We start from the raw sequence: 20,426 nt of genomic DNA, 5'->3' as shown, positions 1-20,426 counted from the left end.
AGCGGTCGTGACCCTGCTGGCGGCGGCCGTGGCCGGTTGTTCCGCGGACACGTCCGACCCCACCGGCGGCATGGCCCCGCCGGCGGCAGCGCCGGTCGCCGCAGCACCCGGAACCACCCCGGAGCAGACCCCGGAGCAGACCCCGGCGGCGACGGCGGGGGAGTTCGACGGGGACGCCGCCGTGACCGCCGTCCGCACGTACCTGCGCGAGCAGGCCCTGGCCGTCAACGCCGGCGTCGCCGACCCCGCGCAGGTGCCGGACTTCACCGCCACCCTCACCCCGGCCGGTCAGCGGTGGGCGCTGCCGTTGCTGGCGGCCAACCTGGGCGACCGGATGCCCGGGCCCTACCCCTCGGGGGTGCTGGCCAGCCGGCGGATCGAGGACGACCGGGTCGAACTGGACCTGTGCCTGCAGGACCGCGGCTGGCAGGTCGACCGCACGACGGGCCGGCCCGTCAACGCCGCGCACTTCGGCACCGCCCGCGCGGTGGTCCTGCGCGTCGGGGACCGCTGGCTCGTCGACGACGTGGCCGCCGACGGCGGCGGGTGCTCGGCCGCCGACGTCGTCGAGGAGCGGTTCTGATGCGCACCGGACTCCTCACCGGACGTCGCGCCGGTCCGCTGGTGGCCGCGCTGGGGGCCGTCGCGCTGGCCACCCCGGCGCAGGCCGCCGAGACCGGCGCCGCGCGGCTGCTGGCCGGGGCGGGGGACGTGACCGCCTCCGTGGGGTCCTGCTCGATGTGGTCCAGCGCCGCCGGCGGCTACGGGATGCGGTGCTCGGGCGGCGGCCGGGCCGGTGACACCTTCCGGACGATGCTGGCCGGCGCCCCGGTGCCCACCTGCTGGCTGCTGCCGGCGGACACCCCGCGCGAGGACCTCACACCCGTGTCCGCGCAGCCGTTCGGGCTGACCGCCCCGGTGGGGCTGACCCCGGACGCGACCCCCACGGCCAACCCCTCGGCGACTCCTTCGGCGACTCCCTCGGCGAGTCCCACGGGAACCCCTCCGGCGACGCCCACGGGAACTGCCGCGCCCGAACCCCAGCCCACCGGAACCGTCCCGGCGCCGGTGACGGACACGCCGACGACCCCGGTGGAACTGCCCGAGCAGTTCCTGCAGGTCTGCGTCGACGGCCACGTCGACCCCGTCACCGCGGCGCCCGCCCGCACCGCGCAACTCGTGTGGGCCACGGTCACCCTGCTGCGCAGCGACCCGGGCCGGCCGCCGTTCTGGTTCGAGCTGACGGCCGGCCAGCGCCGGTGGGCGACGTGGACCGACGAGCGGAACGGGAACCTCGACCCCGGCAGCATCAGCACCTCGCCGTCCCGGACGCCGCGGATCGGGCAGGTCGTCGCGTTCTCGGCGGTGGGTGCCCGGGCCCTCACCGTCGGGGTGGGCGACTACCGGATGCGCGCCGTCCTGGAGCGCTTCGAGGTCGACACCGGTGAACCCGGCCGTGCCCCGGTCGTGTGCGCCGGCGCGGGGCTGGTGCTCGCGCCCGGCGCGACCGAACGCACCGGCGAGGGCATCTGCTCCTTCACCTACTCCGAGACCTCCGGTGGACGGCAGGGCGGACCGGCGCCGGACACCTACGCCGTGGTCGGCACCGAGCACTGGCAGATCCAGTACAGCGACGACGACGGCGCCAGCTGGAAACCCCACCGGGACGTCGAGCGCACCGTCACGGCCGGACTGCGCGTCACCGAGGTGCAGACCCTCGTCGTCCCGCTCGCCCCCTGACGAAACCCGAGAGAAGGCCCGACCGTGAGCACTGCCACTCCCGTCCGACCCCGGCCCCGCCCGGTGCCCCGGCTGCCGCGTGCGCCGCTGACCCGGCGCGCCCGTGCGGGTGAGGTGCTGCGTGGGCTGCTGGCGGCCGCCGTCCTCCTCACGGTGCTGGCGGGTGTGCCGTACGCCCTCGTGGTGCTCGTGGGCAACCCGCTGCCCACCTCGGCGCCGAGCCGGTCCTGGCTGGAGGCCGAGCTCAGCGTGTCCGCCGTGCTGGACGTCCTGGCCGCCGTGCTGTGGCTGGTGTGGGGGCACTTCGTCGTCTGCGTGCTGGCCGAGTTCCGGTCCTGGGCGGTCGGCGACCGCTCCGGTGCGGTGCCGTTCGGCGGCGCCAACCAGGTGTTCGCGCAGCGCCTGGTCGCCGCGGTCCTGCTGCTCGCTGCCGGGGCGGTGTGGGTTCCGGGCACGGTGTCGGTGCTCGACGCGGTCCCGGTGAGCTCGACGACGGCCACCTCCACCCCCACGTCCACCTCGGAGCCCGCCTCGGGACCGGTCGGCGGCGCCGAGTCGGGGGCGGCCCGCGCGGAGACCGGCGACACCCCGCGGACCCCCGACGCGGGCTGGGCGGCCGGTACCGCCGTGACGGCCCGGCAGGCGGGGGAGTCCGTCGCCTACGTCGTGCACCCCCCGCAGGGCAGGTACCACGACTGCCTCTGGGACATCGCCGAACGCACCCTGGGTGACCCGCTGCGCTACCGCGAGATCTTCGAACTGAACGAGGACCGGGTGCAGCCCGACGGTTCGCGGCTCGTCGACGCCGACCTGATCCGCCCCGGCTGGGTGCTGCTGCTGCCGGCCGACGCCGTGGGGGCCACCGCGACACCGCTGGCGCCCGCGCCGGTGGCCGCGCCCTCCGCACCGGACGAGAACCCGCCGACCGGGACGGGGGCCGAGACGGCGGCCGAGCAGGACGTCACGGCCCGCGCGGTGCTGTCCGGCGGGTTGCTGCTGGCCGGGGTGTCGCTGGCGTTGCGGCGGGGTTCGCGGGCCGCGAACGACCTGGCCGACGAACTGGGCGACCAGGCGGACCCGGAACGCGCCGAGTTCCTCGACAGGGCCCTGCGGCACCTGGTAGCGGCACGGACCGCGGCGGAACTCCCGCTGCCGGAGGTCGTGGCGGCCCACCTGTCGGCCGGGGAACTCGTCCTGCACCTGGGGGTCCGACCCGACGGCGCTGCCGCGCAGCCCCCGCAGCCGTGGACGGTGCTGGACGGCGGGGCCTGGCGCGTCCGGCGCGAGGACCTGCCGGCGTCCGTTCCGCAGGGTGTTCCGGCGCCCTACCCCGCGCTCGTCGACGTGGCCCGCAGCGGAGAGCACGAGGTCCTCGTCGACCTCGAGAGCGCACCGGGGATCGTCGCCGTCGGCGGGCACGCCGACACCGCCCGCGACGTCGTCACGTCGATGGTCGCCGAACTGGCCACGAACACCTGGTCGGACGGCGTCGACGTGCACCTCGTGGGTTTCGGTGACGAACTCGGCGCGCTGGCCCCGGACGCCGTCCACACCCACCTGCGGCTCGAGGAACTCCTCGACCGGTGGGACGCCGCCGGACCCGGGCAGCCCGCCGAACTGCTCACCGGGCGGGCGGCGCGGGCCGCGGACCGGGTCCGTCCGCAGGTCGTCGCCGTCTCCGGCCGCCCCACCGACGAGCAGGTCCGCCGGCTGAGCGCGTTCACCGCCGGCGGTCGGACCCCCGTCGCCGTCCTGTGCGTCGGCGACGTCCCGGCCGCGTCCTGGCGGTTCGCCGTCAGCGAGGCCGGAACCCTCGACCTCGGCGTGCTCGGCCTGCAGGGGCGTGCGCGCCGGCTCCCGCCGGCGGAGTACCGGCGCTGGATCGCCGCGCTGCGCAGCTGACCGCGGCGTCGGGACGTTCCGCCACCGCGCAGCGCGCTGGCGCCCCTCCAGCCCGGCCGGGTGCTGCTGCACACCGGCGACGGCGAGCTGCGCACGGTGGCGGTTCCGCAGTCGGTAGCCTGAGGCCGTGCCGGCCAGCCCTCCGCAGACCTCTCCCGAGACGCCCTCGGAGGGGACCGCCGGGACGGTGCCCGGGCCGGCGCAGACCCCGCCGGCCGGTCCGCCCGACGCCGGTCGCGGCGGGTTCGCCGTCCGGCTGGACAACTTCGAGGGCCCGTTCGACCTGCTGCTCGGGCTGATCACCAAGCACCAGCTGGACGTCACCGAGGTCGCGCTGGCCCGCGTCACCGACGACTTCATCGCGCACCTGCGGGCCGCGTCGGCCTCGGAGGAGGACTTCGACCTCGACGAGGCCAGCGAGTTCCTGCTGGTGGCGGCGACCCTGCTGGACCTCAAGGCCGCCCGGTTGCTGCCCGCGGCCGACGTGGAGGACCCCGAGGACCTCGCGCTGCTGGAGGCGCGCGACCTGCTGTTCGCGCGGCTGCTGCAGTACCGCGCCTACAAGCAGGTGGCCGCGCTGCTGTCGGACCGGTTCGAGCAGGCCTCGCGCCGGGTTCCCCGGGCCGTGGCGATGGAACCGCACTTCGAGAAGCTGCTGCCGGAACTGGTGCTCACCGTCACCCCCGAGCAGTTCGCCGCGGTCGCGGCCCGCGCGCTCACCCCGAAACCGGTTCCGGTCGTCGGTCTGGACCACCTGCACGCCAGCGCGGTGAGCATCCGCGAGCAGGCCACCGTCGTGGTGGACCGGTTGCGGCGCAAGGAGGCCGTGACGTTCGCCGAACTCGTCCAGGACGCCGGCGAGGGCGAGCTGGGAACCCTGGTGGTCGTCGCGCGGTTCCTGGCGGTGCTGGAACTGTTCCGCGAGCGCCGGGTGCGGCTGGAGCAGGAGGAGGCCCTGGGGGTGCTGACGGTCCGCTGGGACCGCGACGCCGAGGCGAACCAGGGTGGGGCGGCGGCCGCGGTGCCGTCGGGGCTGGACGAGTTCGAGGGTGCCGCGGGCGCTGCGGGAGGGAACGGGTCGTGAGCGGGCAGGGGCTGGAAGGTGCCGGGCAGGAGGACCCGGGCCGCCGGGTGCGCGGCGCGATCGAGGCGGTGCTGATGGTCGCCGACGAACCGGTGGGCACGCAGGCGCTGGCCCGGGCCACGGGCGAGCAGCCCGACGAGGTCGACCTGCTGCTGCGCGAGCTGGCGGGGGAGTACTCCGAGCAGGGCCGCGGTTTCGAGCTGCGCGAGGTCGGTGGCGGCTGGCGGATGTACTCGCGCGCCGAGCACGCCGACGTCGTGGAGGCCTTCCTGCTCGACGGGCAGACGGCCAAGCTGACCCAGGCGGCGCTGGAGACGCTGGCGATCGTCGCCTACCGCCAGCCGGTGAGCCGGGCGCGGGTCTCGGCGGTGCGCGGGGTCAGCGTCGACGGGGTGATGCGCACGCTGCTGACCCGTGGGCTGGTCAGCGAGGCCGGCGTCGAGGCCACGTCCGGGGCGACGCTGTACCGCACGACCGAGGAGTTCCTGCAGCGGATGGGGCTGGACAGCCTGGACGACCTGCCGCCGCTGGCGCCGTTCCTGCCCGACGAGCTGTCGGTGGAGGAGGTCGAACCGGCCGAGGTGCTCGCCGAGCCGGTGCCCACGGCCCCCGAGCCGGTTCCGACCACGCCCGTGGTGGGGGATGATGGAGGGTCGGAGCTCGAGGCTCCCGCGGCCGCGACCGATCCGGAGCCGGCCGAACCCCAGCAGCAGGAGGACCCACGATGAGCCCGCAGGCACCCCGCAGCGGCGGCGGCCGAGGGCAGGGCCGCCCCCAGCGGCCCGCTTCCGGCCGCGGACAGGGCCCCAAGAGGGCCGGTGGCGCGCCCCGCCGGGGGCAGTCCGGGCAGCCCGGGCAGGCCCAGCCGAAGCAGGCGCCCCGCCGTGGCGCGGCCAAGCGCATGACCGACCAGATCGCGCCCGCGCCCCAGCCGCCCCGCCGCGGCCCCGCGCAGGTCAAGGCCCGGCCCGGCGTCGACGTCCACGACCCCGAGGGCGTGCGCCTGCAGAAGGTGCTGGCCCAGGCCGGGGCCGGTTCGCGTCGCGCCTGCGAGGAGATGATCGCCGCCGGACGGGTCACCGTCGACGGCGAGGTCGTCACCGAGCTCGGTGTGCGCATCGACCCCACCCGCCAGGTCGTCCACGTCGACGGCATGCGCTTCACCATCGACGACGACCTCGTCTACATCATGGTGAACAAGCCCAAGGGCGTCGTCTCGACGATGTACGACGAGCAGGACCGGCTCAACCTCGCCGACATGGTCGGCCCGCGCGAGCAGCGCCTGTTCCACGTCGGCCGGCTGGACCTGGAGACCGAGGGCCTGATCCTGCTGACCAACGACGGGGCGCTCACGCACCGGCTGCAGCACCCCTCGTTCGGCGTGCAGAAGACGTACCTGGCCGAGGTGCGCGGGCCGGTGAAGCGGGAGCTGGGCCGCAACCTGCGCGCGGGCGTCGAGCTGGAGGACGGACCGGTCTCGGTCGACTCCTTCAAGCTCGTCGACTCCAAGCCGGGTTACGCCCTGGTCGAGGTGGTCCTGCACGAGGGCCGCAAGCACGTCGTGCGCCGCCTCCTGGAGGCCGAGGGCTACCCCGTCCTCAAGCTCGTCCGGGTGCAGATGGGGCCGATCGTGCTGGGTGACCTGAAGCCGGGCAAGAACCGCCGCCTGACCCGTGGTGAGGTCCAGCAGCTGATGGCGGTCGCGGGGCTGTGACGGAGCCGGGGACGACGCCGGCGACGTCGACGGATAACCTGCCGCGCGTGTCGGTACGGGCGGTTCGCGGTGCGGTGCAGGTCGACGTCGACGAACGCGAGGAGGTGCTGGCCAGGACGCGGGACCTGGTCTCGGAGGTCATCCGGGCCAACGACCTGAGCCTCGACGACTTCATCAGCGTCATCTTCACCTCCACCGCCGACCTGGTCTCGGAGTTCCCCGCCGTCGCCGCGCGTGAACTGGGCATGGGTGACGTCCCGTTGATGTGCGCGCGGGAGCTGGAGATCTTCGGCTCGATGCCGCGCGTCATCCGGCTCATGGCGCACGTGGAGACGGCGCGCCCGCGCAGCGAGGTCAGGCACGTCTACCTCAACGGTGCGCAGGCCCTGCGGCGCGACATCGCCCAGTGACCGCCCCGCTGACCGCCCCGTGATCCTGCGATGACCCTCGACGCGGCCGCCCCGGCGCGCACCCGCGGGACGGTCCGGATCGTCGGCACGGGCCTGCTCGGCACGTCCGCGGCGCTCGCGCTCACGCTGCGCGGGGTCGACGTCGTCCTGACCGACCCCTCGCCCACGGCGGTCGCGCTGGCCCGTGACCTGGGCGCCGGCCGGCTGGCCGGCCCCGAGGACGACCCGGCCCTGGTGCTGGTCGCGTGCCCGCCGGACGTGGTCGCCGACGTCGTGGCCGACGAGCTGGAGGTGTTCGGCGCGGCGGTGGTCACCGACGTCGCCAGCGTCAAGGGCGGTCCGCTGAAGTCGTTGCGGGCCATGGGCGCGGACCTGACCCGGTACGTGGGCAGCCACCCGATGGCCGGGCGCGAACGCTCCGGCGCGGTCGCCGCGCGCACCGACCTGTTCGCCGGCCGGCCCTGGGTCATCGCCCCCACCGAGGCGGTCGGGCCGTCTGCGCTGCAGGCGGTCCGCGACCTCGCGCTGGACTGCGGCGGGGTTCCGGTGACGATGCCCGCGCACGAGCACGACGAGGCCGTGGCGCTGGTCTCGCACGCCCCCCAGGTGGCCGCGAGCCTGGTCGCGGCGCGGTTGCGCGACGCGAGCGAACCCGCGGTCGGGCTGGCCGGGCAGGGCCTGCGCGACGTGACCCGCATCGCCGGCAGCGACCCGGCGCTGTGGTCGCAGATCCTGGCCGGCAACGCCGGTCCCGTCGCCGACGTCCTCGAGGCCCTGCGCGAGGACCTGGAGGAGGTCATCGGGGCGCTGCGGGCCCTGGCCACCGACTCCGGCGCCCCCGGCGCGCGGGGCCGGCTGGCGCGGGCCATCGCCGACGGCGGCGCCGGTCGCGACCGCATCCCCGGCAAGCACGGCAGCGCGCCGGCGGTCTACGCGACCGTCCTGGTCGTGGTGCCCGACCGGCCCGGTGCGCTGGGCCGGCTGCTGACCGACGTCGGCGAGGCCGGGGTGAACCTGGAGGACCTGCGGCTGGAGCACTCCGAGGGACAGGCCGTCGCCCTGGCCAGCATCGACGTGGTCCCGGCCGCGGCCGACCCGCTGGCGCAGGCCCTGCGCTCGCGCGGGTGGACCGTCCCGCGCTGAGCCCGCGGGCGCCCCGCACCGATTCACGGGGGAGCGGTCGCGTCGACTAACCTCGTCCGGTGTCCTCCACACCTGCTCCACGTGGTCCCGTCGCGTCCCCGGCCGCGCGCGAGGAGGTGCCCGTCGTGACGACCCGCCCGCTGGTCGTCGCCGTCGACGGCCCCTCCGGCAGCGGCAAGTCCAGCGTCAGCCGGGCCGCGGCCGCCGCGCTGGGGCTGGCCTTCCTCGACACCGGCGCGATGTACCGCGCGGTGACCTGGTCGGCGATGCACGCCGGCGTCGACCTGACCGACCCCGGGGCGGTGGCCGCGCACGTGCGCACCGTGGCCCTGGTGATGGGCACCGACCCCGCCGGACCGACGGTCGCCGCCGTCGTCGACGGTGCCGAGACCGACCTGACGCAGGCCGTGCGCGGCGCCGAGGTCACCGCGAACGTCAGCGCCGTCGCCTCGGTGCCGGCCGTCCGCTCCGACCTCGTCCTGCGTCAGCGCACGCTCATCGAGTCCGCCTGCCTCGCACCGGAATCCGGGCGCCGACCCGGGATGGTCGCCGAGGGCCGGGACATCACGACCGTCGTCGCGCCCGAGGCCGACGCCCGCATCCTGCTGACCGCCGACGAGAGCGTCCGGCTGGCCCGCCGCGCCCGGCAGGACCTCGGTGCGGCCGACGCGGCGGCGCTGGAGGCGACCCGCCGGGGCATCGTCGAGCGCGACCGGGTCGACTCCCTGACCACGGCGTTCACCACGGCCGCCGACGGTGTCGTCACCGTCGACTCCACGCACCTGGACTTCGACGGGACGGTCGCGGCCGTCCTGCAGGTCGTCGAACGGGCCACGGGGGACGAGGCGTGAGGTTCAAGCCCAACAAGGCCCCGGCCGGCGGGTCGCTGCCGGAGGCGCCGCACGCCTGGACGCGCGGGCTGGGCAAGGTCTTCGCCCACGGCGTGTGGAACTCCCGCGTCCTGGGTGCGCACAACGTCCCGGCGACCGGCCCGGTGCTGTTCGCCGCCAACCACGCCTCCATCGTGGACGGCCCCCTGCTGTACGGCGTCACCCCGCGACCGGCGCACTTCCTGGTCAAGAAGGAGATGTTCGAGGGGACGCTGCCCCACCGCGTCGTGGGCTGGTCGCTGCTGCAGGCCGGGCAGATCCCGATCGACCGCAGCCGGGGTGACCGCGACGCGCTGGCCTCGGTCCTGTCGGTGCTGGCCGCCGGCGGGGCGGCCGGGGTGTTCCCCGAGGGCACCCGCGGGCGCGGCGACGCCGCCAGCGTGCGGTCCGGGATCGCGTGGATCGCCCTGCAGTCCGGGGCACCCGTCGTCCCGGTCGCGTGCCTGGGCGCGCACCTGCCCGGGGAGGGGGCCCGCAAGCTGCCGCCGTTGCGCCGCCGGCTCACGTTCTGCTTCGGAGAACCGTTCACGGTCGTGAAGGAACCCGGGGTGCCGGGGCGGGTGGCGCTGGCGGCCGCCGTGGAACAGGTGCGCGTGAAGCTGTCCGGACACGTGCTGGACTCGTTGCGGCGGACCGGGATGCAGCTGCCCCATGACGAAACCGCCGCCGACGAGCTGGGGCTCGGCGAGATGGCGTCCGACGACGTGCCAGGAGGCACCCGGTGACTGACCACGAAACTCCCGAAACACCCGAGACCACCGCCGGGACGCCCGACGAGAACGTCGAGAACGCGCTGCGCGTCGGTCTCGACGAGTACGACCTCTCACCCGAGGACGTCGCGCTGCTGGAGGCCGACGGCGCCGAGGGGCCCGAGGAGGCGCCCACCGGCCCGCTGCCGGTGCTGGCCGTCGTCGGGCGCCCCAACGTCGGCAAGTCGACGCTGGTGAACCGCATCATCGGCCGCCGCGAGGCCGTCGTCGAGGACGTTCCCGGCGTGACCCGCGACCGCGTGGCCTACCCGGCGAACTGGGCCGGGCGCGACTTCACCCTCGTCGACACCGGCGGCTGGGAGGCCAAGGCCGAGGGCCTGAACCTGGCCGTGGCCGACCAGGCCGAGCTGGCGATCGAACTGGCCGACGCGGTGATGTTCGTCGTCGACGGGACCGTCGGCGCGACGGCCGGCGACGAGCAGGTCGTGCGCCTGCTGCGCCGGTCCGGCCGGCCCGTCACGCTCATCGCCAACAAGGTCGACGGCCCCCGCCAGGAGGCCGACGCCGCCGAGCTGTGGAGCCTGGGTCTGGGCGAGCCCTTCCCCGTCTCGGCCCTGCACGGACGGGGGACCGGTGACGCCCTCGACGCGGCCGTCCGCACCCTGCCCGCCGTCTCGGCGGTCGGTGGCGGTTACTCCCAGGAGGGCGGCCCGCGGCGCGTCGCGCTGCTGGGGCGGCCGAACGTGGGCAAGTCCTCGATGCTCAACAAGCTCGCCGGCTCCGAGCGGGTGGTCGTGCACCCCACGGCCGGCACGACCCGCGACCCCGTCGACGAGCTCATCGAGCTCGGCGGGCGCACGTGGCGCTTCGTCGACACCGCCGGCATCCGCCGCCGCGTCCACCTGACCAAGGGCGCGGACTTCTACGCCTCGCTGCGCACGCAGACGGCGCTGGAGAAGGCCGAGGTGGCCGTCGTGCTCGTCGACGCCTCCGTGCCGATCGCCGAGCAGGACATCCGGATCATCTCCACCGTCGTGGAGTCGGGCCGGGCCCTGGTCGTGGCATACAACAAGTGGGACCTGACCGACGAGGAGCGCCGGCACTACCTCGAACGCGAGATCGAGAAGGAACTGGTCCAGATCCCCTGGGCGCCGCGCGTCAACGTGTCCGCCCAGACCGGCCGGCACATGGAGCGGCTCGTGCCGGCCATCGACACGGCCCTGGAGTCCTGGGAGACGCGCATCCCGACCGGACGGCTCAACGCCTTCCTGGGCCAGATCGTCGCCGCCCACCCGCACCCGGTGCGCGGGGGCAAGCAGCCGCGCATCCTGTTCGGCACCCAGGCCTCGACGCGGCCGCCGCGCTTCGTCGTCTTCGCCAGCGGCTTCCTGGAGGCCGGCTACCGGCGGTTCATCGAGCGCCGGCTGCGTGAGGAGTTCGGCTTCGTGGGCACACCGATCGAGTTGAGCGTGCGGGTGCGGGAGAAGCGCAAGCGATGAGGTAAGGTTCTACCCGGCTCGCAAGACCGGGGCCGGGTAGGACCAGTAGTTCCAGCAGTACAGATTCGGGCTGTGGCGCAGCTTGGTAGCGCACTTGACTGGGGGTCAAGGGGTCGCAGGTTCAAATCCTGTCAGCCCGACCGGATCGCGCAGCGGGTGTTCACCTCAGGGTGGGCACCCGCTTCGTCGTTCCGGGGCGCACTCGCCCGGGCGGTCAGAGCGAGCCGGCGGCGTGGTGCGGGCTCAACGGCCACCAGGAGGGCACGAGCCGGGCGAAGTCGTCGAGGAACCGCTCCGCGTCGCGCGGCGCCTCCCCGGCCAGCCACACCGACACCGCCCCCGCCGTCCCGTCCGCGAGGTACCTGGCCATCAGCTCCAGGTCGTCCACGGGGGAGTCCAGCGCCCCGCGGGCGGCCAGCAGGGTGATCGACGAGTGGAAGTGGTCGCTCAGCAGCGTCCGCAGCGACCCGTCCGCCGGGCTGCCCAGGCTGCGCAGGTACACCGCCCGGTGGCGCTCGAGGTGGTCCAGCACGTCCAGCGTCGTCGCCCGGACCGCTGCGTCCCAGTCCCGGTCCCACGAACCGCCCAGGTGGCGCTCGCGGACGTCGTCGAGTTCGTCGCGCAGCACCGCGCGCACCAGCGCCGCGGGGGAGTCGCTGTGCTCGTAGAACGTCGAGCGGTGCACGCCCGCGGCCCGGGCGACCTCGACGACGGACAGCGTGTCCAACGGCCTCGTCGCGGCCAGATCGAGCACGGCCGCGGAGAGCCGGTCGTAGCTTCGTCGCGCCCTGGCATCCACGCGGGGGAGCGTAGCGGCGCTCATCCGGGTCGAGGCGCGTACATGATGATGCCGACGCCGATCAGGCAGACCAGTGCCCCGGCCACGTCGAACCTGTCAGGTCGGTATCCGTCCACGACCGCCCCCCAGGCCAGCGACCCCGCCACGAACACCCCGCCGTAGGCCGCGAGGATGCGGCCGAAGGAGGCGTCGGGCTGCAACGTCGCCACGAACCCGTACAACCCCAGCGCGATGACCCCGGCCCCGATCCAGGCGATCCCCCGGTGCTCGCGCAACCCCTGCCAGACCAGCCAGGCGCCGCCGATCTCCAGGAGGGCGGCGAGCACGAAGAGGGCGATCGAGCGCAGGACGTCCACGTCCGGACGGTACCGACCGGCCGGGGAGGCGCGGGGAGGGCGGAGGCCGCCGTCGCGGGTCCGGGAGCGGACGCTCGGAGTTCCCGACCGCGTCGCGCCGGACAGGACCACGAGGACTCCGAGTTCCGACGACTTCCGTGGGAACCCGGAGCCCGTGGTCACGCTCAGTGCTTGGCGACGTACCTCACCGGCGCCGGCAGCCCGGCCTCGGCGCGCACCCGGGTCGCGAAACCCTCGATGGAGCGCAGCGCGGAGACCACGTCGGCCGGGCGGACCGTGAAGGGCATCGAGTGGATCGTCTCGGTCGGGACGGTCGCCGCCTGCGCCACCGCGGTGAGCGTGTCGACGTCGTCGACGCTCAGGCCGATCTCGGTCAGCGTGTTCGGCAGGCCGACGCGGGTGGTGAACTCGACGAAGTCGCGGATCTCCGAGGTCGGGGCGCCCTCGAGCACGAGCTGGGTGACCGAGCCGATGTTGACCTTCTGGCCGTGCGCGAGGCCGTGGGCCTGCGGGGCGGCGGTCAGGCCGTTGTGGATCGCGTGCGCGGCGGCCAGGCCGCCGGACTCGAACCCGAGGCCGGACAGCAGGGTGTTCGCTTCGATGACCTTCTCCACGGCCGGGGTGACGGCGTGGTCGCGGACGGCGTCGAGCGCCGGCAGCGCGTTCTCCCACAGCACGTCCCACGACAGCCTGGCCAGCGCGGTGCCGGTCTGGGTGGGCAGGCCGCCGGCCATGGTGGCCGAACCGGACGCCGCGGTGGCGCGCGCCTCGATCCACGTCGCCAGGGCGTCGCCGACGCCGGCCGCGAGCAGGGTGACCGGCGCGTTGGCCACGACCTGGGAGTCGACGAGGACCAGGTCGGGGTTGCGCGGGAAGAAGCGGTACTCCTCGAAGCCGCCCTCCTGCGTGTAGACCACGGCCAGCGCGGAGGTGGGGGCGTCGGTGGAGGCGACGGTCGGGACGCTGGCCCAGCGGATGCCCGCGAGGTGGCCGGCCGCCTTGACCGCGTCGATCGTGCTGCCGCCGCCGACGCCCACGAGGACGTCCGCGCCGTGCTCCTGCACGACACCGACCAGGCGCTCGATCGTCCTCGCGGTCGCCAGACCGGAGAAGACGTCGCGGTGCACCGGCAGGCCGGCGGCCCGCAGCGAGGCCTCGACGTCGTGCCCCACGAAGCCCCAGACGACGTCGTCGGCCACGACGACGGGGGTCCTGCCGACGGTGGCGAGGTACTCGCCGACCTTGGTGATCGCGCCGGGTCCCTGCACGTAGCGGCCCGGGCTCATGACGGTGCGGATGGTGGTCTCGGCGGGCATGTGCGCCTTCCTCTCCTCGGTGCTTCGTCGGTGCAGGACCCTAGCCAGCTAGTCGAAGCTTCAACCATCTGGGGGGTGAGGCCCCCCGGGGCGCCGGCCGCTGAGTAAGGTCACCGCATGTCCTCGCCGCAGCCGTCCGACCTGCCCTGCGCGGCCGGCACACCCTTCGTGCAGGTCCAGGACGCCTGCAAGACCTACGGGACCGGCGAGAAGGCCGTCCAGGCCCTGTCCCACGTCGACCTGCAGGTGCCGCGCGGCCGCTTCGTCAGCGTCATCGGTCCCTCCGGCTGCGGCAAGTCGACGCTGCTGCGCACGGTCGCCGGGCTGGAGCAGCCCGACGGCGGATCGGTGCGCATCTGCGGGCGCACGGCCGCCGAGGCGGGCGCGGCCAAGATGATCGGCTTCGTCCCGCAGGTGCCGGCGCTGCTGCCCTGGCTCGACGTCCTGGGCAACGTGCGGGTGCTGGAGAAGGTGAACCGCGGTGGCGGTGCCCGGCGGCACGGGGGCGCGGGCCAGGGCCTGGCCTCCGACCCGGTCGCGCTGCTGACCCGGCTGGGCCTGGGGGACGTCCTGCACCGTCGTCCCGGCCAGCTGTCCGGGGGGATGCAGCAGCGGACGGCCATCGCGCGCGCCTTCGCCCTCGAACCGCAGGTGCTGCTGATGGACGAGCCGTTCTCGGCCCTCGACGAGTTCACCCGCGAGTCGGCGCAGCTGCAGCTGCTCGACGTCTGGCAGGAACTGCGCACGACGGTGGTGTTCGTCACCCACTCGATCGCCGAGGCGGTCCTGCTGTCCGACAGCGTCGTGGTCATGGCCGCCCGGCCCGGGCGCATCGCCGGCGTCGTCGACGTCGACCTGCCCCGCCCGCGCCACCACGGACTGCTCGACTCGGCCGACATGCACGAGCACGAGCACCGCATCCGGCAGGTCCTGGAGACGGCCTGGAACCCGGTCGAGGACGTCGCGTGAGGTCCGGCACCAGGTTCTGGCACCTGCGGTTCTGGCTCCCCACCGTCCTGGCCCTGGTCGTCGCGGGCCTGCTGTGGACCTGGGTGGCCCGCGACAACCCGTACGTGCTGCCGACGTTGTCCAGCGTCGCCCGGCAGTTCGTCGAGCAGCCCGACCTGTACCTGCGCAACGCGTGGACGACCCTGCAGGAGGCGCTGCTGGGCCTGCTGTTCGGCGGGCTGGCCGCGGTCGTCCTGGCGGTGCTGATGGGGGAGTCCACCCTGTTCCGGCGCGGGCTGACGCCGTTGATCGTGGTCCTGAACGTGACCCCGGTCGTGGCGATCGCGCCGGCCCTGGTCGTCGCCTTCGGCTTCGGCATGCTCCCCAAGGTCATCGTCACCGGGCTCATCACGTTCTTCCCCGTGCTCATGAACACCGTCACCGGGCTCCGGTCGGTCGACCGGCACGTGATGCAGGTGTTCCGCACCGTCGACGCCTCCCGTCTCGACGTGCTGGTCCGGCTGCGGTTCCCCAGCGCCCTGCCGTACCTGTTCTCCGCGCTGCGGGTGGTGTTCCCGCTGTCCCTGGTCGGGGCGATCGTCGCGGAGTTCACCGCCGCCGGGGCGCAGTCGGGGCTGGGCACGCTCATCAGCGTCGCGAGCTCGAACTCGCAGCTGGACCGGGTGTTCGCGGCCATCGCGTGCCTGGCGGCCATGGGCTCGCTGCTGCTGCTGCTGGTGACCGTCGTCGAACGTCGTGCGCTGTCCTGGCACGAGTCGCAGAACCGCTGAAGAACCAGGGAGAACTCGTGAACCGCCTGCGCACCGCCCTCGCCCTCGGCGCGACCTCCGCCCTGCTGCTGGCCGGCTGCGGCGGGTCCGACGACGAACCCGCGGGCGGCTCGACCCCCGGCGAGAGCCGCGGTGCGGCCGTGTCGGCCGAGCGCTGCGCGCAGAACGAGGCCGCCGGGACCATCACCTACGTCACCGGTTACCAGTTCCAGGCCTCGGCGAGCATCCTGGACCCGATCGCGGCGCAGGCCCTGGGCTACTTCGACGCCCTCTGCCTCGACGTCGAGATCCAGCCCGGCACCGGCGAGACGGCGCAGAACGCCCAGCTGGTGGCCGCCGGGACGGCGCAGATCTCCTCCATCGCCGGCAACGGCGACGTCCTGGTGAACGTCGCCAACGGCGTCGACGTCCAGGCCGTGGCCATGTTCGGGCACGTGCCGGTCGCGACCCTCATGACCGGACCGGACGTCACCGACCTCAAGCAGTTGCAGGGCACGACGCTGGGGCAGAAGGGTGCGCTGCCGGTGACGATCGAGGCGATGCTGCGCGCCGCCGGCGTCGACCTGTCGACCATCACCCAGGTCACCGTCGGCTACGACCCGACCGTGCTGGTGCGCGGGCAGGTGCAGTCGCTGACCGGCTACAAGTCCAACGAGCCGCTGACCCTGGAGGCGATGGGGGAGGACGTGACGTTGTGGAACCCCGAGGACTACGAGGTTCCCGGCTCGATCGCCACCACCATCGTCAACCCGCGGTTCCTCACCGAGCACCGCACGGCCGTCGAGGACTTCCTGCGCGCCCAGCTGCGCGCCTACGCCTACTGCCAGGACCACACCGACGAGTGCGTCGCCGACGCCGCCGAACTGTCCCAGGCCGGCTACGACAGCGAGCACAACGCCCAGGTCTGGCGGACCGAGTCCCAGCTCGTCGACGAGTCGCTGCCCGCCGGGCAGGTCCTCGGGCAGATCGAGGAGGCGGCCGTGCGGACCGAGGGCGACTTCCTCGTGCAGATGGGCCAGATCCCCGCGGTGCCGGACCTGTCCCGGCTCGTGGTCCCCGACCTGGTGCCCTCCCTGTACGCCGACGGCTCGCTCGTCTGGCCCGTGCCGTGAGCCCGGCGGAGTTCGGGACCTTCCTGCCGATCGGCAACGGCGGCTGGATCATGTCCGAGACCGCTCCGCACCCGCAGGCGACCTACGCCTACAACCGCGAGGCGGCCCTCATCGCCGAGGGCATCGGCCTGGACTTCGTCATGTCGATGGCCAAGTGGCGCGGCTACGGCGGCCGGACCGACCACTGGGGGCAGACCCTGGAGTCGATGACGATGATGTCCGCGCTCGCCGAGGCCACCGAGCGCGTGAAGATCTGGGCCACCGTGCACACCAACCTGTTCCACCCCGCGCTGGTCGCGAAGATGTTCGCGACGCTGGACCAGGTCTCGAACGGGCGGTGCGGGATGAACGTCGTGGTCGGGGCCTACGAGCACGAGTTCTCCCAGATGGGGCAGTGGCGCGAGGACTTCAGCCACGACGACCGCTACCGCTACACGCAGGAGTGGCTGCAGCTGGTCGAGCGGTTGTGGACCGAGGACTCCGTCACCCACCACGGTGAGTTCTTCACCCTGGACGACTGCCAGTCCCGTCCGCACCCCTCACGCCGCCCCACGCTCATCGCGGCGGGCCGGTCGCAGGCCGGGCTGAGGTTCCAGGCCGAGCACTGCGACGGCTCGTTCCTCACCGCCCCCGACCTGCCGGGACTGCGAGCGGCCAGCGACGACGTGAAACGCCTGGCCGCCGACCACGGACGTTCGATCCGGACGTACGCCATGCTCACCGTCGTCCTGGGGCAGACCGACGCGGCGGCCGAGGCGAGGTTCCGCGAGTACGGCCGCGGCTACGACGCCGAGGCCATCACGAACATGAAGCTGTCGTGGGGGCTGCCGCTGGAACGCGCCATGTCCATGACGGCCGGGGACGAGGCGCACGAGGCGTTCCAGACCGCCGTCGTCGTCGGCGGCCCCGACACGGTCACCGAGCGGATCCGCGCCCACGTGGACGAGACGGGGCTGGACGGCATCATGCTCGTCTTCCCCGACTACCTGCGCGACATGCCGGAGTTCGGCGAGCTCGTCCTGCCCCGGCTGCGCTCGTGAGCGACCAACGGCTGGCGGCGCTGTCCCCGGCGACCGGTGCGCTGCTGGTCGTCGACGTCCAGCGCTCCTTCGCCGACCCCGCACTGCTCACCCACCTCGAACCCGCCGCCCGCGACGACCTCGCGGCCGCCGTCGCGCGGACGGGGGAGGCGCTGGCGTCGGCGCGGGAACACGGGATCCCCGTCGTGTGGTGCCGGTTGCGTGTGCGCCCCGACGATCCGTGGCCGGCCTCGAACTGGTTCCGGGGCCTGGGCCCGCAGGAGCAGTGGCCGACCGCGTGGGAACCGTGCGTCGAGGGAACCGCCGGCATCGAGTGGTACGGCGTCGCACCGGCTGCCGGTGAACCCGTCGTCGACAAGCGGACCTACGACGGTTTCGCCGGGACGGACCTGGCGCGGGTGCTGCGCGAAGGCGGGACCGACTGGCTGGCGATCGCCGGACTGACGAGCGACTGCTGCGTCCTGGAGACCGCGGGCAGCGCCTTCACGAACGGTTTCCGCGTCGTGGTCCTGGCCGACGCGACGGCCGCGGAGGACCGCGGGAACCACGAGGCGGCGCTGCGGGTGCTGGGCACCCACAGCGCCGTCGTGGCCGACGTCGGGTGGTTCGCCGGGGTCGCGGCACGAGGGCCGCGCTGAGGCGCGTCAGGTCGGCGTGAGGGTGCCCCGCAGCACGCTGTCGCTGGAGTGCCCCGGGTCGCCGTCGAGCGGTTCGGCCGACACGTCGACCACGTCGTAGCGGTCCAGGTCCAGACCGGGCGGCAGCGCCACCGTCGCGCTCGTGCCGCCGAGCGCCCCCAGCGAGACGAGGCCGCCGTCGGCGTCCATCAGCCAGGCCTCCAGGAAGCCGCCCGGTGGCGGGGTCACCCCGTGGACGGTCAGGTGCAGCCGGCGGGACCCGTCCTCGTCGTCGACCTCGGCCGAGCCGCCGGGGGCGGTGTCCGGTGCCGGGTCGGCCGGCAGCGCCACGGGCTGCAGCACGGCCGAGGACACGACGGCCGGAGCGGGCGGCCCCGGTGCCGGGGCGCCGTCCGACGCCAGGCGCGTTCCGACGACGCCGGCGGCGATCCCGACGAGCGCGGCGGCGACGGCCGGCCACCAGCGCCGCGCTCGAGGCGCCCGGCCCGCGCCGCCCGGCCGGTCCGCCCGGTGCGGCGCCGCAGCGGTGACGGGAGCGGTGACGGGCTCGTCGGGCGTGCTGACCGGAGCCGGCCGGCTCCCGTCGTCTCGCAGCCCGGCCTCCTGCGCGATCCGCTCCCAGGCCCCCGCGGGCAGCGGGTGCGGTTCGACGTCGTCGGCGGCGCGGGCGGCGGCCAGGCGCGACCAGCCGGCGACCTCGGCGCGGCAGGCCGCGCACCCCCGCAGGTGGGCGCGGTGGGCCGCGTCGACCGGTTCTCCGAGGGCCGCCTGCAGCGCGCGCTCCTCGCCCAGGTGCCCCTGCCCCGGAACGGTCGGCTCATCGAGCGGCACGGTCGTCCTCCAGGCGCGTACGCAACCGGCGCAGTGACCGCCGGAGGTGGCTCTTCACGGTACCCAGGGGCAGGCCGGTGCGGGCCGCGACCTGCTCGTGCGTCAGGTCGCCGAAGAAGGCCAGCCGGACGACCGTCCGCTGCGGTTCGCCCAGGTCCTCGATCTCGGCCAGCAGCACGACCCGGTCCGCGGCGGCGTCCTGCGGCGCGGGGCCGACCGGGCCCGTGGCCTCACCGCGGTGCAGCTGCTCGGGATCGGTGACCACCTCGGAGCGGTAGTGCTGGGCGAGGGCGTCGGCGATGCGGTGCCGGGCGATCCCGACCAGCCAGGCCGGGAACGAGGAACGGGTGGGGTCGAACGTCGCGCGGGAACGCCAGGCCGAGACGAAGACCGCCTGGACGACGTCCTGGGCGTCCTGGTCGTCGAGCCGGCGCCGGGCCAGGCCGTGCAGCACCGGACCCCACCGGTCGAACGCCTCGCGCAGGCCGCGTTCGTCCCCGGCCTGGACCGCGCGGCCGACGGCCGCGTCGCTCCACTGCGAGGGTTCCGTCCAGCCGGGCGTGCCCGCGGCCTGGTCCGGGGAACCCGGCCTCGAGGTCACGGCCCCACCGTAGGGGGCCGCCCCGTCGCCACCCGTGCGTCCGGCACGTCAGGTTCGGGTCGTGACGGCGCAGTTCCCCGCGCGGTTCCCCGGGTGGTGCCCGGCGGGGCACGGCGCTCCTCGACGGGGACGCGGAGGAGCGCCGGCGTCCGGGAGCCGGACCGCTCAGGCGGCCGCGGCGCACCCTCCACCGCCGGAGGAGGCGCCCGTCGGGTGACCCGCCCCGCCGGCGAGGACCTGGGGCGTCAGCGCGAGGTTCGCGTCCGCCGCCGAACCCCAGGCGTACACGATCGTCTGCGTCCCCTCGGCCAGGGTGAGGTCCGCCGGTCCGATCACCACCTGGTCGGTTCCGGCGAGCACCACGTCGGCGCTGACCGTTCCCGCCGGGACGGGGGTGCCGGCCCCGTTCGGGTTGGTCAGCCCGGTGAGCACGGGGTGCCCGCCGGCCCGCACGTCCACCGCGGGAGCCGCCGCCACGTGGCGCACGGTCAGCTCGGCCTGCCCCGGCTCCAGGGCCGCGGGCTCGTTGACGAAGGGCGTGAGGACCGGGGTCCCGTTCGCGTCGAGGTGGGCGACGACGGTGATGTCCGCCCCCGCCGGCACCTCGACGCCGTCCGCCGAGATGGCCGGCTGGGCCGCGGCCGGGTCCGAACCCGCGGGGTAGACGTGGAGGTCGTACGTTCCCGCAGGCAGCTGCCGCGGGTCGGTGAGGGTGCCCGGGGTGAAGTCCGAGATCAGTTCCGAACCGTTGGCGTACACGTCGACTGTGAGGCCGGGCACGCCGTGCAGCACCGAGACGGTGGCGTCCTCGCCGTCGTCCGCGGCCGCCGGTTCCACGGCCACGGACAGTGCGAACAGGGGTGCGGCGGCGAGCGTGGCGACGCGGGGGGTGGAGCGCATCG

The 20,426-nt window shown here is 74.7% G+C and carries 22 protein-coding genes and 1 tRNA gene; 17 read left to right on the top strand and 6 right to left on the bottom strand.

The window, feature by feature from the left end; translation table 11 throughout:
- The first annotated feature begins 7 nt into the window (after positions 1 to 7).
- The 12 genes from ACRYR2_RS19420 to ACRYR2_RS19365 all read left to right on the top strand — a co-directional run bounded on the left by ACRYR2_RS19420 (position 8) and on the right by ACRYR2_RS19365 (position 11,232).
- A complete protein-coding gene (locus tag ACRYR2_RS19420) occupies positions 8 to 583 on the top strand; it encodes a hypothetical protein (protein ID WP_432564532.1) in 576 nt (191 codons plus the stop codon).
- Positions 583 to 1,740 (top strand): hypothetical protein, encoded by a 1,158-nt coding sequence (locus ACRYR2_RS19415; protein WP_432564531.1) that lies wholly within the window; start codon positions 583 to 585, stop codon positions 1,738 to 1,740. The genes ACRYR2_RS19420 and ACRYR2_RS19415 overlap by 1 nt, the downstream gene beginning before the upstream one ends.
- 24 nt (positions 1,741 to 1,764) lie before the next feature.
- Positions 1,765 to 3,642 carry a LysM peptidoglycan-binding domain-containing protein gene (locus ACRYR2_RS19410; RefSeq protein WP_432564530.1) on the top strand — a complete coding sequence of 626 codons (1,878 nt, stop codon included), beginning with the start codon at positions 1,765 to 1,767 and terminating at the stop codon, positions 3,640 to 3,642.
- Positions 3,643 to 3,769: 127 nt separating this feature from the next.
- Positions 3,770 to 4,726, top strand: a complete 957-nt coding sequence (locus tag ACRYR2_RS19405) for a segregation and condensation protein A (RefSeq protein WP_432564529.1) — start codon at positions 3,770 to 3,772, stop codon at positions 4,724 to 4,726.
- Positions 4,723 to 5,454 carry an SMC-Scp complex subunit ScpB gene (scpB, locus tag ACRYR2_RS19400; protein WP_432564528.1) on the top strand — a complete coding sequence of 244 codons (732 nt, stop codon included), beginning with the start codon at positions 4,723 to 4,725 and terminating at the stop codon, positions 5,452 to 5,454. Before ACRYR2_RS19405 ends, scpB begins: the two co-directional genes overlap by 4 nt.
- Entirely contained in the window at positions 5,451 to 6,440 is a 990-nt protein-coding gene (locus ACRYR2_RS19395) for a pseudouridine synthase (RefSeq protein WP_432564527.1), read from the top strand. Before scpB ends, ACRYR2_RS19395 begins: the two co-directional genes overlap by 4 nt.
- A 47-nt stretch (positions 6,441 to 6,487) precedes the next feature.
- Positions 6,488 to 6,850, top strand: coding sequence for a chorismate mutase (aroH, locus tag ACRYR2_RS19390; RefSeq protein ID WP_432564526.1), 363 nt, complete (start codon positions 6,488 to 6,490; stop codon positions 6,848 to 6,850).
- Between the two features lie 30 nt (positions 6,851 to 6,880).
- The gene (locus tag ACRYR2_RS19385) at positions 6,881 to 7,993 is read left to right on the top strand and encodes a prephenate dehydrogenase (protein WP_432564525.1); all 1,113 of its coding nucleotides are present in this window, start codon (positions 6,881 to 6,883) and stop codon (positions 7,991 to 7,993) included.
- A 59-nt stretch (positions 7,994 to 8,052) separates the two neighbouring features.
- Positions 8,053 to 8,844, top strand: coding sequence for a (d)CMP kinase (gene cmk / locus ACRYR2_RS19380; protein WP_432564524.1), 792 nt, complete (start codon positions 8,053 to 8,055; stop codon positions 8,842 to 8,844).
- Positions 8,841 to 9,608: a lysophospholipid acyltransferase family protein gene (locus ACRYR2_RS19375; RefSeq protein WP_432564523.1), complete on the top strand. Its 768-nt coding sequence runs from the start codon at positions 8,841 to 8,843 to the stop codon at positions 9,606 to 9,608. Before cmk ends, ACRYR2_RS19375 begins: the two co-directional genes overlap by 4 nt.
- Positions 9,605 to 11,092 (top strand): ribosome biogenesis GTPase Der, encoded by a 1,488-nt coding sequence (gene der / locus ACRYR2_RS19370; protein ID WP_432564522.1) that lies wholly within the window; start codon positions 9,605 to 9,607, stop codon positions 11,090 to 11,092. Before ACRYR2_RS19375 ends, der begins: the two co-directional genes overlap by 4 nt.
- A gap of 66 nt (positions 11,093 to 11,158) precedes the next feature.
- A tRNA-Pro gene (locus ACRYR2_RS19365) sits at positions 11,159 to 11,232 on the top strand.
- Between the two features lie 74 nt (positions 11,233 to 11,306).
- Here ACRYR2_RS19365 and ACRYR2_RS19360 read toward each other — a convergent pair.
- From ACRYR2_RS19360 to ACRYR2_RS19350, 3 genes are all read right to left on the bottom strand, one after another.
- Entirely contained in the window at positions 11,307 to 11,891 is a 585-nt protein-coding gene (locus ACRYR2_RS19360; protein ID WP_432564521.1) for a TetR/AcrR family transcriptional regulator, read from the bottom strand.
- 20 nt (positions 11,892 to 11,911) lie between these two features.
- The gene (locus tag ACRYR2_RS19355) at positions 11,912 to 12,247 is read right to left on the bottom strand and encodes a YnfA family protein (RefSeq protein ID WP_432564520.1); all 336 of its coding nucleotides are present in this window, start codon (positions 12,245 to 12,247) and stop codon (positions 11,912 to 11,914) included.
- 164 nt (positions 12,248 to 12,411) lie between these two features.
- Positions 12,412 to 13,563 (bottom strand): glycerol dehydrogenase, encoded by a 1,152-nt coding sequence (locus ACRYR2_RS19350; RefSeq protein ID WP_432564519.1) that lies wholly within the window; start codon positions 13,561 to 13,563, stop codon positions 12,412 to 12,414.
- Between the two features lie 117 nt (positions 13,564 to 13,680).
- Between ACRYR2_RS19350 and ACRYR2_RS19345 the strand changes: the two genes are divergently transcribed.
- From ACRYR2_RS19345 to ACRYR2_RS19325, 5 genes are read left to right on the top strand one after another with little or no spacing between them, the layout of a single operon-like run.
- The gene (locus tag ACRYR2_RS19345) at positions 13,681 to 14,532 is read left to right on the top strand and encodes an ABC transporter ATP-binding protein (RefSeq protein WP_432564518.1); all 852 of its coding nucleotides are present in this window, start codon (positions 13,681 to 13,683) and stop codon (positions 14,530 to 14,532) included.
- Positions 14,529 to 15,302 (top strand): ABC transporter permease, encoded by a 774-nt coding sequence (locus tag ACRYR2_RS19340; protein ID WP_432564517.1) that lies wholly within the window; start codon positions 14,529 to 14,531, stop codon positions 15,300 to 15,302. Before ACRYR2_RS19345 ends, ACRYR2_RS19340 begins: the two co-directional genes overlap by 4 nt.
- Before the next feature lie 17 nt (positions 15,303 to 15,319).
- Positions 15,320 to 16,414 carry an ABC transporter substrate-binding protein gene (locus tag ACRYR2_RS19335; protein ID WP_432564516.1) on the top strand — a complete coding sequence of 365 codons (1,095 nt, stop codon included), beginning with the start codon at positions 15,320 to 15,322 and terminating at the stop codon, positions 16,412 to 16,414.
- The gene (locus ACRYR2_RS19330; RefSeq protein ID WP_432564515.1) at positions 16,411 to 17,454 is read left to right on the top strand and encodes an LLM class flavin-dependent oxidoreductase; all 1,044 of its coding nucleotides are present in this window, start codon (positions 16,411 to 16,413) and stop codon (positions 17,452 to 17,454) included. The genes ACRYR2_RS19335 and ACRYR2_RS19330 overlap by 4 nt, the downstream gene beginning before the upstream one ends.
- Positions 17,451 to 18,092, top strand: coding sequence for a cysteine hydrolase family protein (locus tag ACRYR2_RS19325; protein ID WP_432564514.1), 642 nt, complete (start codon positions 17,451 to 17,453; stop codon positions 18,090 to 18,092). The genes ACRYR2_RS19330 and ACRYR2_RS19325 overlap by 4 nt, the downstream gene beginning before the upstream one ends.
- Before the next feature lie 6 nt (positions 18,093 to 18,098).
- On the opposite strand, the gene ACRYR2_RS19320 is transcribed toward ACRYR2_RS19325, so the two are convergent.
- From ACRYR2_RS19320 to ACRYR2_RS19310, 3 genes are all read right to left on the bottom strand, one after another.
- Positions 18,099 to 18,923 (bottom strand): anti-sigma factor, encoded by an 825-nt coding sequence (locus ACRYR2_RS19320; protein ID WP_432564513.1) that lies wholly within the window; start codon positions 18,921 to 18,923, stop codon positions 18,099 to 18,101.
- Positions 18,910 to 19,524, bottom strand: a complete 615-nt coding sequence (locus ACRYR2_RS19315; RefSeq protein WP_432564512.1) for an RNA polymerase sigma factor — start codon at positions 19,522 to 19,524, stop codon at positions 18,910 to 18,912. Before ACRYR2_RS19315 ends, ACRYR2_RS19320 begins: the two co-directional genes overlap by 14 nt.
- Positions 19,525 to 19,689: 165 nt before the next feature.
- Positions 19,690 to 20,424 (bottom strand): DUF4397 domain-containing protein, encoded by a 735-nt coding sequence (locus ACRYR2_RS19310; RefSeq protein ID WP_432564511.1) that lies wholly within the window; start codon positions 20,422 to 20,424, stop codon positions 19,690 to 19,692.
- Between the last annotated feature and the right edge of the window lie 2 nt (positions 20,425 to 20,426).

It is taken from the genome of Kineococcus deserti (assembly GCF_050871945.1).
GTDB lineage: Bacteria > Actinomycetota > Actinomycetes > Actinomycetales > Kineococcaceae > Kineococcus.
This window is presented reverse-complemented; position numbering and strand designations above follow the sequence as displayed.

What these genes read in the sequence shown, in the direction of transcription:
- ACRYR2_RS19350 (WP_432564519.1), bottom strand. Translation starts at nt 13,563, where the DNA reads ATGCCCGCCGAGACCACCATCCGCACCGTCATGAGCCCGGGCCGCTAC.
- ACRYR2_RS19385 (WP_432564525.1), top strand. Translation starts at nt 6,881, where the DNA reads ATGACCCTCGACGCGGCCGCCCCGGCGCGCACCCGCGGGACGGTCCGG.
- ACRYR2_RS19395 (WP_432564527.1), top strand. Translation starts at nt 5,451, where the DNA reads ATGAGCCCGCAGGCACCCCGCAGCGGCGGCGGCCGAGGGCAGGGCCGC.
- ACRYR2_RS19415 (WP_432564531.1), top strand. Translation starts at nt 583, where the DNA reads ATGCGCACCGGACTCCTCACCGGACGTCGCGCCGGTCCGCTGGTGGCC.
- ACRYR2_RS19310 (WP_432564511.1), bottom strand. Translation starts at nt 20,424, where the DNA reads ATGCGCTCCACCCCCCGCGTCGCCACGCTCGCCGCCGCACCCCTGTTC.
- ACRYR2_RS19345 (WP_432564518.1), top strand. Translation starts at nt 13,681, where the DNA reads ATGTCCTCGCCGCAGCCGTCCGACCTGCCCTGCGCGGCCGGCACACCC.